We start from the raw sequence: 11,266 nt of genomic DNA on the forward strand, positions 1-11,266 counted from the left end.
GGCCCCGACGCGGGCGCCGGCCCGGCGTGAGCGGCCCCGCCGCGGCGGCGCGCCGCCCCCGCGTCACCGTGCTGGGCGCCTCGGGCTTCGTCGGCTCCGTCGTCCTCGGGGCGCTCGCCCAACGGCCGCTCCGGCTGCGCGCGGTGGCCCGGGGGGCGGTCGCCGTGCCGCCCGCCGGGCGGGCCGAGGTCGAGGTGGTCGCCGCCGACGTGACGGACCCCGAGGCCCTCCGGGCCGCCGTCGCCGGGTCCGACGCGGTCGTCCACCTGGTCTCGCACGGCGCGGGGTGGCGCGGCACCGGCCAGCCCGAGGAGGCGCTGGGGCGGACCAACGCCGGCGTGATGAGCTCGCTCCTGCCGGCCCTCCGGCAGGAGCGCGCACGGCGCGGCGGCGCCCCCGTGGTCGTCCTGTTCGCCGGTTCGACCTCGCAGGCCGGGCCGGACGCGCCGATCCCGGTCGACGAGTCCGCGCCGGACGCCCCGGCCAGCCCGTACGACCGCCAGAAGGCGGCGGCGGAACGGGAGTTGCTGGCCGCCACGGCCAAGGGCGCGGTGCGCGGCGCCTGTCTGCGGCTGCCGACGGTCTACGGCCGCGGCGCACCGGCGGGGCGGGGCGACCGGGGGGTGCTGGCGACGATGGTGCGCCGCGCCCTGGCCGGGGAGCCGCTGACGATGTGGCACGACGGCTCCGTGCGGCGCGACCTGCTCCACGTCGACGACACCGGGCGGGCCTTCCTGGCCGCCCTGGACCGGCCCGACGCGGTCGCCGGCCGGCACTGGGTGCTCGGCACCGGACACGGGGAGCCGCTCGGGCGGGTCTTCCGGGCGATCGCCGACGGCGTCGCGGTGCGGACCGGCCGTCCCGCCGTGCCGGTGGTCTCCGTCCCCCCGCCGGAGCACGCGCTGCCGACCGACCTGCGGAGCACCGTCGCGGACTCCTCGCGGTTCCGCGCCGCGACCGGATGGCGCCCGCTGATCCCGCTGGACGCCGGACTCGCCGACCTGATCGCCAACCTCGCGGACCTCGCGGACCTGTGACCACCCGGGCCGGCCTCCGCACGCCCCACCGCCCCGGCGCCGCCCACCGCGCCGCTCGCGGGCGGGTCTTTTACCCGGAACCCCTTGACAGGTATAGACCACTCCGCTTGAGTCTGGGGCAGCCCCGCACCGGCCCGCACCCCGGTCGGCCCGTCCCCCACGACGTGCCCCCACCCCGCGGGGCCCGGCTCCCCTGCCCCGACGTCCCTACCTCCACGACCGTGCGGCCCCACACCGCACAAGGGGTGATCAAGTGTCCACGAAACGCCTGCTCGCACTGCTCTCCGCCGTCGCCACGGCGCTGACGGTGCTCCTGCTGCTGCCCGCGACCAACGCCAGCGCCGCCGTCTGCGCCACGCCCTGGAGCTCCTCGGCCGTCTACACCGGCGGCGCCGCCGTCTCCTACAACGGCCACAACTGGCTCGCCAAGTGGTGGACCCAGAACGAGCCGCCCAGCACCGGCGGCTCCGGCGTCTGGTCCGACCAGGGCGGCTGCGGCACCGGCCCGAGCCCGACCGCCACGCCGACGTCCACCGGCACCCCGAACCCGGGCGGATTCCCGGTCAGCCAGGCCCAGTTCAACCAGATGTTCCCGAACCGGAACGCCTTCTACACCTACCAGGGCCTGATCGACGCCCTCGCCGCCTACCCCGCCTTCGCCGCCACCGGCAGCGACACCGTCCGCAGGCAGGAGGCCGCGGCCTTCCTGGCCAACGTCAACCACGAGACCGGCGCCCTGGTCTACGTGGTCGAGCAGAACACCGCCAACTACCCCCACTACTGCGACACTTCGCAGCCGTACGGCTGCCCGGCCGGGCAGGCCGCGTACTACGGGCGCGGCCCGATCCAGCTGAGCTGGAACTTCAACTACAAGGCGGCCGGCGACGCCCTCGGCATCGACCTGCTGCGCAACCCCAACCTGGTGCAGACCGACCCGGCCGTCGCCTGGAAGACCGCGCTCTGGTACTGGAACACCCAGAACGGGCCGGGCACCATGACCCCGCACAACGCGATCGTCAACGGCTACGGCTTCGGCGAGACGATCCGCAGCATCAACGGCTCGCTGGAGTGCAACGGCGGCAACCCCGCGCAGGTGCAGAGCCGGATCGACGCCTACCAGCGCTTCACCCAGCTGCTCGGCACCGTTCCGGGCGACCACCTGGGCTGCTGAACCCGCACGGGCCCTCCGCGGTACGTCACCGCGGAGGGCCTCGGCGCCGCCGTCGTCGCGTGCCCCGGTCCCAGTGGAACCCGCCCCGGGCCTCAGCCGGCGGCGCCCCCGTCCTCCTCCCGGACCGGGTCGGGCATGGTCCAGCGGTCGGCGCGGCGGGGGTGGAGGTAGCCGTAGTAGTAGGCATAGCCGACGGCCGTCATCCCGACCGCGATGGCGATCGGGCGCCAGTCGGCCCGCACCGACTCGTAGCCGACGTAGAGCATGATCGCGACGACGCCCAGCGGGACGTACGGCCAGCCGCGCATCCGGTAGGGGGCCGTGGCGGTGGTCCCCCTGATCCGGCCCAACAGCGCCGACAGCGCGACCAGGACGTAGACCACGACCAGGGTCGAGCCGGTGGCCAGGATCAGCGTGTCGAGCGAGACGAGCCAGCCGACCAGCAGCGTGGCCACGCCCATGGTCAGGGTCGCCGCGAGGGGCGTGCGCAGCCGGGGGTGGACGGAGGCGAGCGGGGCGCCGACCCGGTCCGGCCAGGCCCGGTCACGGGCCGAGGAGAAGAGCAGCCGCCCGCTCTGCAGCATGATCGCGATGACCGCGTTGACGACGGCGACGGCGATGCCCAGGCTGACCACCGTGTTGACGGTGGAGCCGGCCCGCTCCAGCAGGAAGTAGCTCATCGGCGAGGCCGCCGACATCAGTCCGCTCATGCTCGGCGTGCCCAGCAGCACCCCGACCAGCGGCAGGCACTCGGCGGCGACGGTGATCCCCAGCGACCAGAGCACCACCCGGCCGATCGAGGACGCCCGCCTGGTCTCCTCCGCGAAGTACACGGCGGTGCCGTAGCCGTTGTAGGCGAAGATCGCGGTCGTCGTGAACGAGGCGACCAGCCCCCAGGACGCCCCGACCAGCACGTCGCCGCCGGCGCCGCCGAGCGCCTGCGGGGTCCACAGCACCGAGACCGGCTGGTCGACGTGGACGAAGCCGAGCACGGCCAGCACCGCGACCGCCGCCAGCTCCAGGAGCAGGAAGACCCCGGTGACCCAGGCGTTGGTGCGGATGTCGAGCACCGCGACCAGCGAGGCCAGCGCGATCACCGCCAGCCCGGTCCCCTTCCCGTCCAGCGCGCTCCAGAGCACGCCCAGGTAGCTGCCGGTGCCGAGGGCGATGACGGCGGTGATCAGCACCCCGCCGAGCAGGCTGAGCGCGAACAGCGCGAACCCGGTGGACCGGCCGAGGGTGCGCGCCGCGAAGGCGTACTCGCCCCCGGTGACCGGGAAGGCGCTGGACAGCTCCGCGTAGCAGAGCGCCATCAGCACGCCGACCGCCGCCGCAAGGGCGAAGGCCACGGCCGCCGCGCCGCCGAGGCCCCGGATCACCGCCGGCATCACGATGAACACGCTGGAGGCCGGGGTCACCGAGGAGAGGGTGATCAGCATGTTCTCGCGCAGGCTGAGCGAGCGGGAGAGGTCCTGGGCGTAGCCGGCCGACGGCGCGGAGCCCGAGGCGGTGGGGCCGGCGGCGGCAGTGGCGGGGTCGGTGGCGCGGGGATCGGCCATCGTGCTCCTTCCGAGTCCATGAAACTTCGTCGGAGTTCTTTGGCACAGAAGTCAAAGTTCTGCGATAGTTCCACGTCAAGAGGTACGACGTGATCCGACATCAGTGACAAGGAATGCGATGGCCCGAGCAAAGAACCAGGCCGCCCGCCGCGAACAGCTGGTCCTCGCGGCCACCGAGGCCGTCGGACGGCACGGCCTGGCGCAGCTGCGCGTCGCCGACATCGCGGACGCCGCCGGCGTCGCCCGGGGGTCGGTCAGCTACTACTTCAGCGACATCGGCGAGCTGCTCCAGCAGGTCTACCAGCGTGCCGCCGACCGCTTCTTCACCAGCCGCAGCGCCGTCGCGGCCGGGCTGCCGGACGCCCGCGACAAGCTCGTGGCCTGCGCCCGGCTCGGCCTCCCGGACGGCCCGGACGACGAACTCGCCCTGGTGCTGTACGAGTTCAGCTCGGCCACGCACGACAACCCGGTCTACTCCGCACTCGCGCAGAGCCTGTTCGACCGTCAGGTCGCCCTCTACGCCAGCATCCTGGAGATCGGCCGGGCCCAGGGCCACTTCGAGCCCACCGGGCCGGCCCTCGACCTCGCCGCCAACCTGGTCGTCCTGGAGGACGGCTACGGCCTGCACATCGTCTCCCGCAACGCCTCGCTCACGCCCGAGCGCTCGCTGGAGCTGCTGCTCGGCTACGCCCGGACGGCGACCGGCTGCCCGGACCTGCGCCCCGACCGGGCGGTGGACGGCCCGGCCGCGCGCCCCCGCGACTGACCTCCCGCGCCCCAGCCCCTGCCCCTGCCCCGCGAGGAAGGATCCACATGACCACGCTCTCCACCCCGTCCGGACGCCCCCGGGCCCGCGCCCTCGGCCTGCTCCTGGACGGCACCCCCGGCCCCGCCAACGCCCTGACCGACGTCCCCGGCGTGCGGATCGGCTACACCACGCTCGTCGAGGGCGAGCACGTCCGCACCGGCGTCACCGCGGTGCTCCCGCGCGGACGCGAGGGCGTGGGCACACCGTGCGCGGCCGGCTGGTACGCGCTGAACGGCAACGGCGAGATGACCGGGACGACCTGGATCGAGGAGACCGGCGCGCTCAACGGCCCGGTCATGGTGACCAACACCCACGCCGTCGGCACCGTGCACCGGGGCGTCGTCGACTGGACCGCCGCCCACCGGCCCGACCTGGCCCGGCAGTGGCTGCTGCCGGTGGTCGCCGAGACCTGGGACGGCTACCTCAACGACATCAACGGACCGCACGTCCGCGCCGAGCACGCGATCGCCGCGATCGAGTCGGCGGCGGCCGGGCCGGTCGAGGAGGGCTGCGTCGGCGGCGGCACCGGGATGAACTGCTACGGCTTCAAGGGCGGTTCCGGCACCGCCAGCCGGGTCGTCCGCTACGGCTCCGCCGACTACACCGTGGGCGCCTTCGTCCAGGCCAACTTCGGCGACCGGCGCGAACTCGTGGTCTGCGGCGTCCCGGTCGGGCGGGAGCTGTCGGCGGACAACCCGATGGAGGACGACGACTGGTTCGCCCCCGGCGGGGCCGGCTCGGTGATCGTCGTGATCGGCACGGACGCGCCGCTGCTGCCCGGCCAGTGCAAGGCGCTGGCCCGCCGGGTGCCGCTGGGCCTGGCCCGGACCGGCACCAGCGGGGGCCACTTCTCCGGTGACGTCTTCCTCGCCTTCTCCACCGCCAACCCGGGCGCGCTGGGCAGCTCCTTCCCCCGGGGCGAGCCCGGCGACACCGACTACGACACCCTGCGGTTCATCCCCTGGGGCCGGATCGACCCCTTCTACGAGGCCGTCGTCCAGGCCGTGGAGGAGGCGGTGCTGAACGCCCTGGTCACCGCCGAGGAGACGACCGGCCGCGACGGCCACCGCTCCCCCGCACTCCCGCACCAGCGGCTCCAGGAACTCCTCTCGGCGCGCGGCGCGTTGGCGGCGGCCGAGGACGGGACTCCGCCCGTCCCGGGCGCGGGGCCGCTGTCCGCGTAGCCGTGGCCGTGACCGCGGAAGTCGTCGCGGCGGCCCCGCACCGGCGTCCCGCACCCGGCCGTGCCGGTCCGCTGCCGGAAGGCCCCGGCACCGTAAGGTCCTCTCCGGAAGACGAGGCCGACCGGTCACCCGGACCGGGGCGTCGGAAGGCGTCGGGCCGCGGGAAGAACGAGACGAAGGGCTGGCACGTCACATGCAACAGCGCAGTCTGCGGGACCTCCAGGTGTCGGCCATCGGCCTCGGCTGCATGGGGATGTCCGCCTTCTACGGCACCGCCGACCAGGACGAGGCCGTCGCGACCATCCGGCACGCCCTGGACCTCGGCATCACGTTCCTCGACACGGCGCAGGTCTACGGGCCGCTCACCAACGAGTCCCTGGTCGGCGAGGCCGTCCGGGGACACCGCGACGAGTACGTGATCGCCACGAAGTTCAACTACCGCATGGACGGCGCCGTTCCGGGCGACATGTCGACCGTGGGCCGCCAGGACGGCTCGGCCGAGCACGTCCGCGGTTCCGTCCACGGTTCGCTCGCGCGGCTCAGCACCGACCGCATCGACCTGTACTACCAGCACCGGGTCGACCCGGAGGTGCCCATCGAGGAGACCGTCGGCGCGCTCGGCGAACTGGTCGCCGAGGGGAAGGTCCGGTACATCGGACTGAGCGAGGCGAGCGCCGAGACCATCCGCCGCGCCAACGCCGTCCACCCGGTCACCGCCGTCCAGAGCGAGTACTCGCTCTGGAGCCGGGACGTGGAGGCCGAGGTCCTCCCCACCTGCCGGGAGCTCGGGATCGGCTTCGTGCCGTACTCCCCGCTCGGCCGCGGCTTCCTCGCGGGCCGCTTCAGCTCCCCGGACGAGCTCGACAAGGACGACTTCCGCCGCACCAACCCGCGCTTCACCGAGGCCAACCTGGCGGCCAACCTCCGGCTCGCCGGGAAGGTGAAGGAGATCGCCGCGGAGAAGCAGGTCACCCCGGCCCAGCTGGCGATCGCCTGGGTCCTGGCCCGCGGCGAGCACCTGGTACCCATCCCGGGCACCAAGCGCCGCAGCTACCTGGAGCAGAACGCGGGCGCGGTCGACGTCGAGCTGACCGCCGAGGACCTGGCCCGCATCGAGGCCGAGCTGCCCGAGGTCGCGGGCGAGCGCTACGACGAGGACGGGATGCGGGCGGTCAACCGCTGAACGACCGCCGCTCCCGTCGCCGGACCCGGAGCCCGGCGACGACCAGGGGCGCACCTGCCGCTGCCCCCGGACCTCCGGGCCCGGGGGCGGCAGCGGGCGTTCGTCAGAAGTACCCCTCCCGCTTGCGGTCCTCCATCGCCGCCTCGGAGAGCCGGTCGTCCGCACGGGTGGCGCCGCGCTCCGTCGAGCGGCAGGCCGCGAGTTCCGCGATGACCTGGGCCGGGGTCGTCGCATCCGATTCGACGGCTCCGGTGCAGGACATGTCGCCGACCGTGCGGTAGCGGACCAGCCGGGTCTCCAGCCGCTCGCCCTCCCCCGGGCCGCCCCAGGCACCGGGCGTGAACCACATGCCCGCGCGGGCGAACACCTCCCGCCGGTGGGCGTAGTAGAGCGCGGGGAGGCCGATGCCCTCGCGCTCGATGTACCGCCAGACGTCGAGCTCGGTCCAGTCGGACAGCGGGAAGACCCGGACGTGTTCGCCGGGGCCGCACCGGGCGTTGTAGAGCCGCCAGAGCTCGGGGCGCTGGCGCCCCGGGTCCCAGCCGCCGGACCCGTCGCGGATCGAGAACACCCGCTCCTTGGCCCGGGCCCGGTCCTCGTCCCGGCGGGCCCCGCCGAACACCGCGTCGAACCCGTGCCGCTCGATCGCGGCCGTCAGCGGGACGCTCTGCAGCACGTTGCGGCTCCCGTCGGGCCGCTCCCGCAGCCGCCCGTCGTCGATGAACTCCTGGACGGAGACGACGTGCAGGCGCAGCCCGTGGGCGGCGACCACGCTGTCCCGGTGGGCGAGGACCTCCGGGAAGTTGTGCCCGGTGTCGACGTGGAGCAGCGGGAAGGGCAGCGGCGCGGGGCCGAACGCCTTGCGTGCCAGGTGCAGCAGGACGATGGAGTCCTTGCCGCCGGAGAAGAGCAGCACGGGCCGCCCGCACTCGCCCACCGCCTCCCGGATGATCTGCACGGCGTCCGACTCCAGCAGGTCGAGCTGGGAGAGGCCGGGCGGGCCCGTGCCCGGTCCGTCGGGCGGAGCACCGCCGGCCGTCACGGCGCGCACAGTCCCCGGTCGGTCAGGAGCGCGCGCAGCGCCCTGACCGACTCGGCCTCGCTCTGCCGGTCCGTGTCCAGCCTCAGGTCCGGCCGCTCCGGTTCCTCGTACGGGTCGTCCACCCCGGTCAGGCCGGTGAGCAGCCCCTCGCGCTGCCGCGCGTAGAGGCCCTTGACGTCGCGCCGGGCGCAGACCTCGACCGGCGCCGCGACATGGACCTCCAGGTACGCCGTCCCCGACTTCTCGTGCCGCCTGCGCACCGCCTCGCGGGCCTGCTCGTACGGGGCGATGACCGGCACCAGCGTGAGGACGCCGTTGCGGGCGAGCAACTCGGCCACCAGGCCCACCCGTTGGACGTTGGTGTCCCGGTCGGCGCGGGAGAAGCCGAGGCCGGCCGAGAGCAGTCCGCGCATCTCGTCCCCGTCCAGCACCTCGATCCGGCGGGCCTCGGCCCGCAGTTGCGCGGCGAGGGCCCACGCGATCGTCGACTTGCCGGCGCTGGGCAGGCCGGTCAGCCAGACCGTGGCCCCGGGGAGGCCCTCGCGGGAGGCGACGGGGCGGGACGGATCGTTCACACCCGCTAGAACGAGGCCGGCGCCGTGACGACACGATGCCGGGCGGCTCCGTACCCCCGCGGGGCTCCGCGTCGTTGGGTTCCCATGTGAGCGCATCCTCCTTCCAGCCGGACCCCTCCGAGCGCTTCCAGCCGGTCCCGTCCGAGCGCGACGGCGGCCGCCCGCGCCCGCCGAAGGTCTTCGGCCTCGGCCTGACGCGCACGGGCACGCGCTCCCTGACCGCGGCCCTGGGCGTCCTGGGGTTCGACGTCGTCCACTACCCGGTCGACGGGGCCACCTACCGGACGCTGCTGGCCGGCAGTGCCCGGTTCCCCCTACTCGAATCGCACGACGGCCTCACCGACATCACCGCCGTGCCGTACTACCAGGACCTCGACCTCGCCTGGCCGGGCAGCAGGTTCGTACTGACCGTCCGCGAGGAGGAGAGCTGGCTGCGGTCCTGCCGGACGCACTGGGAACGGCCGCTGCCGGACCGGGGCGACGGCCGGGACGTCCGTCTCGAAGGCGACCTCCAGCGCTTCCTGCGGGCCGCGGTGTACGGCTGCCACGCGTTCCACGCGGAGCGGTTCCGCGGGGTGTACCGGCGGCATGTCGCCGAGGTGGCCCGGTACTTCGCGGACCGGGCCGACGACCTGCTCGTCCTCGACGTCGTCGGGGGCGAGGGGTACGAACGGCTCGCCCCGTTCCTCGGCGTGCCGGTCCCGGACGAGCCGTTTCCGCACCTCAACTAGCCAGGGATCCGGCCGCTACAGTGAGAGTTCTCCCTCGGGCCCCGCTCACCAGGTCACGGGCAGTGACCGCATCCCGTAGATGAACGACTCGGTACGGAACTCGCGCTCGCCAGCCGGCCGCAGCCCCGGCAGCCGGCGGAACAGCGTCTCCAGGGCGATCTGAAGTTCGGCGCGGGCCAGCGGCTGGCCCAGGCACTGGTGCACGCCGAAGCCGAACGCCAGGTGCCGCCGGGCGTCCCGGTACACGTCCAGCTCGTCCGTCGCCCGGTGGCCGGCGCCGCCGAACGCCGCCTCGTCCCGGTTGGCGGTGGAGAGCATCGCCATCACGCCCTCCCCGGCCCGGACGGTGACGCCGCCCAGCTCCACGTCCTCCAGCGCCACCCGGGGCAGGCCGGTGTGCACGATGGTCAGCAGCCGCAACAGCTCCTCCACCGCGCCCGGCAGGGTGGCCGGGTCGGCCAGGCCGGGGATCTGCTCGGGGTGCTCCAGCAGCAGCGCGGTCGACAGCGCGATCATGTTCGCGGTCGTCTCGTGCCCGGCGACCAGCAGCAGCACGCCCATGGCGGCCACGTCGACCGGGGTCAGGTCGTCCCGCGCCGCGAGCCGGCTGAGGACGTCGTCCTCCGGCTGTGCGCGCTTGCGGGCCGTCAGGTCGCGCAGGTAGTCATGGACCTCCTCCTGGGCCTCCCGGAGCTGCTCCACGGTGCTCTCCCGGTTGAGCATCGTGCGGCTCAGGCGCTGGAAGCGGTCGTGGTCCTCGTACGGCACGCCGAGCAGCAGGCAGATCACCAGCGAGGGCACCGGCAGTGCGAAGTCGGTGACCAGGTCGGCCGTGGTCCGGCCCGCGGTCATCCGGTCCAGTGCCTCGTCCACGATCCGCTGGATCTCCGGGCGCAGCGCCTCCACCCGCTTGACCAGGAACTCCCCGGTGAGCATGCGGCGCTGGCGGGCGTGCTCGGGGTCGTCGAGCCGCAGGAAGTCCGGATTGTCGGTGATCAGCTCGCGAGCGCCGGCGATCAGCAGCGGGAAGGTCGGGTGGCGTATGTCGGCACTGAACCGGCGGTCGGACAGTACGGTGCGGACCTCGGCGATGCCGGTGACCAGCCAGCAGAGGTCGCCGTCGGGCAGCACGGCCCTGGTCACCGGCCCGGTGGCGGCGGCCTCGGGGTATGCGGGCGGCGGGCCGAACGGGCAGCCGCCGGAGTGCCGGGCCGGCAGTGGGAGGACGGGGGTGGTGGGTGCGGTGGTCACGGCGGGGGTCTCCTCACGTCGCGGGTGTTCTCGTGGGGCTCGGGGCCCGGGAAGGTTCCCGGCGGCCTGCGGGGCCGGCGGCGGGGGTCCGTCAGGCCCCGGTCCGCGCGGGCTCGTCCCCGGTGACGGTGATCGCCCGGCCCGGGCAGAGCTCGGAGGCGAGTCTGACGTCGTCGAACTGCTCGGGCAGCAGAACGGTCTGACGGAGTCTCACCAGACTGTCCCGTTCGTCCTGGTCGAAGACCGCGGGGGCGTTCGTCACGCACATGCCGGAGCTGCAGCAACGGTCCCGGTCGACGCTCACCTGCATGTCGGGCACCTTTCGCCAGGGCGGCGCCGGCTGCCCGGCGGCCGCCTCTCGTTGTCACGGTCAAACTAGCCGTCGCCGGTCCGCTTACGGACGGGTACGGCGGCCGGACCGAGAACGGCTGAATCGGCCCCTGCGCGTGAACCCCCATGGCCGCACAATGCGTTCAACCCGTGGTACTTCATCGGAGGGGTCGGCGGACCCGGCCGCGCGGACGGCCTCACAAGCCTTCGGCGGTGGCCAACTCCCGTACGGAGGCCACCGTATGGGCCTCGGCAGCGCACCGCCCGGGCGAACCGCCGGGCCGGCCCGGCGGGGTAGCGGGGGCCGTGCCGGAGGCCGTCGAAGGCGACCTCGACGACCGGTTCCGGCCGGACCGGCACCGTCCGGGCGTCCCCCGCCCGGTCTCCCGGGCGGC

Annotated in this window: 11 protein-coding genes and 1 pseudogene; 7 read left to right on the plus strand and 5 right to left on the minus strand. The window is 74.3% G+C overall.

The window, feature by feature from the left end:
* The first annotated feature begins 68 nt into the window (after positions 1 to 68).
* Together ACWDCZ_RS36280 and ACWDCZ_RS36285 are read left to right on the plus strand one after the other, a co-directional pair.
* Positions 69 to 1,037: an NAD-dependent epimerase/dehydratase family protein gene (locus ACWDCZ_RS36280; RefSeq protein ID WP_449818119.1), complete on the plus strand. Its 969-nt coding sequence runs from the start codon at positions 69 to 71 to the stop codon at positions 1,035 to 1,037.
* Positions 1,038 to 1,290: 253 nt separating this feature from the next.
* Positions 1,291 to 2,208, plus strand: coding sequence for a glycoside hydrolase family 19 protein (locus ACWDCZ_RS36285; protein WP_380739352.1), 918 nt, complete (start codon positions 1,291 to 1,293; stop codon positions 2,206 to 2,208).
* A 92-nt stretch (positions 2,209 to 2,300) separates the two neighbouring features.
* Here ACWDCZ_RS36285 and ACWDCZ_RS36290 read toward each other — a convergent pair whose 3' ends face one another.
* Positions 2,301 to 3,767 carry an APC family permease gene (locus tag ACWDCZ_RS36290; protein ID WP_449818113.1) on the minus strand — a complete coding sequence of 489 codons (1,467 nt, stop codon included), beginning with the start codon at positions 3,765 to 3,767 and terminating at the stop codon, positions 2,301 to 2,303.
* Positions 3,768 to 3,885: 118 nt separating this feature from the next.
* On the opposite strand from ACWDCZ_RS36290, the gene ACWDCZ_RS36295 reads away from it, so the two are divergent.
* From ACWDCZ_RS36295 to ACWDCZ_RS36305, 3 genes are all read left to right on the plus strand, one after another.
* Complete coding sequence (locus tag ACWDCZ_RS36295; RefSeq protein ID WP_375872978.1) at positions 3,886 to 4,533, plus strand: TetR/AcrR family transcriptional regulator; 648 nt, start codon at positions 3,886 to 3,888, stop codon at positions 4,531 to 4,533.
* Positions 4,534 to 4,580: 47 nt separating this feature from the next.
* Positions 4,581 to 5,759: a DmpA family aminopeptidase gene (locus ACWDCZ_RS36300; protein WP_449818114.1), complete on the plus strand. Its 1,179-nt coding sequence runs from the start codon at positions 4,581 to 4,583 to the stop codon at positions 5,757 to 5,759.
* A gap of 193 nt (positions 5,760 to 5,952) precedes the next feature.
* Complete coding sequence (locus tag ACWDCZ_RS36305) at positions 5,953 to 6,942, plus strand: aldo/keto reductase (RefSeq protein ID WP_449818115.1); 990 nt, start codon at positions 5,953 to 5,955, stop codon at positions 6,940 to 6,942.
* Between the two features lie 103 nt (positions 6,943 to 7,045).
* On the opposite strand, the gene cysD is transcribed toward ACWDCZ_RS36305, so the two are convergent.
* Both cysD and cysC read right to left on the minus strand, forming a co-directional pair.
* Positions 7,046 to 7,984 (minus strand): sulfate adenylyltransferase subunit CysD, encoded by a 939-nt coding sequence (gene cysD, locus ACWDCZ_RS36310; RefSeq protein WP_449818116.1) that lies wholly within the window; start codon positions 7,982 to 7,984, stop codon positions 7,046 to 7,048.
* Positions 7,981 to 8,559, minus strand: coding sequence for an adenylyl-sulfate kinase (gene cysC, locus ACWDCZ_RS36315; protein ID WP_049653039.1), 579 nt, complete (start codon positions 8,557 to 8,559; stop codon positions 7,981 to 7,983). The genes cysD and cysC overlap by 4 nt, the downstream gene beginning before the upstream one ends.
* Before the next feature lie 86 nt (positions 8,560 to 8,645).
* On the opposite strand from cysC, the gene ACWDCZ_RS36320 reads away from it, so the two are divergent.
* Positions 8,646 to 9,290, plus strand: coding sequence for a sulfotransferase family protein (locus ACWDCZ_RS36320; protein ID WP_449818117.1), 645 nt, complete (start codon positions 8,646 to 8,648; stop codon positions 9,288 to 9,290).
* Positions 9,291 to 9,335: 45 nt separating this feature from the next.
* Here ACWDCZ_RS36320 and ACWDCZ_RS36325 read toward each other — a convergent pair whose 3' ends face one another.
* Positions 9,336 to 10,541, minus strand: a complete 1,206-nt coding sequence (locus ACWDCZ_RS36325; RefSeq protein WP_449818118.1) for a cytochrome P450 — start codon at positions 10,539 to 10,541, stop codon at positions 9,336 to 9,338.
* Between the two features lie 91 nt (positions 10,542 to 10,632).
* Positions 10,633 to 10,851 carry a ferredoxin gene (locus ACWDCZ_RS36330; RefSeq protein WP_049653036.1) on the minus strand — a complete coding sequence of 73 codons (219 nt, stop codon included), beginning with the start codon at positions 10,849 to 10,851 and terminating at the stop codon, positions 10,633 to 10,635.
* A 233-nt stretch (positions 10,852 to 11,084) separates the two neighbouring features.
* Between ACWDCZ_RS36330 and ACWDCZ_RS36335 the strand changes: the two are divergent.
* Positions 11,085 to 11,266 (plus strand): annotated as a pseudogene (locus ACWDCZ_RS36335) (DUF1266 domain-containing protein); the annotation flags it as partial.

It is taken from the genome of Kitasatospora sp. NPDC001225 (assembly GCF_053597855.1).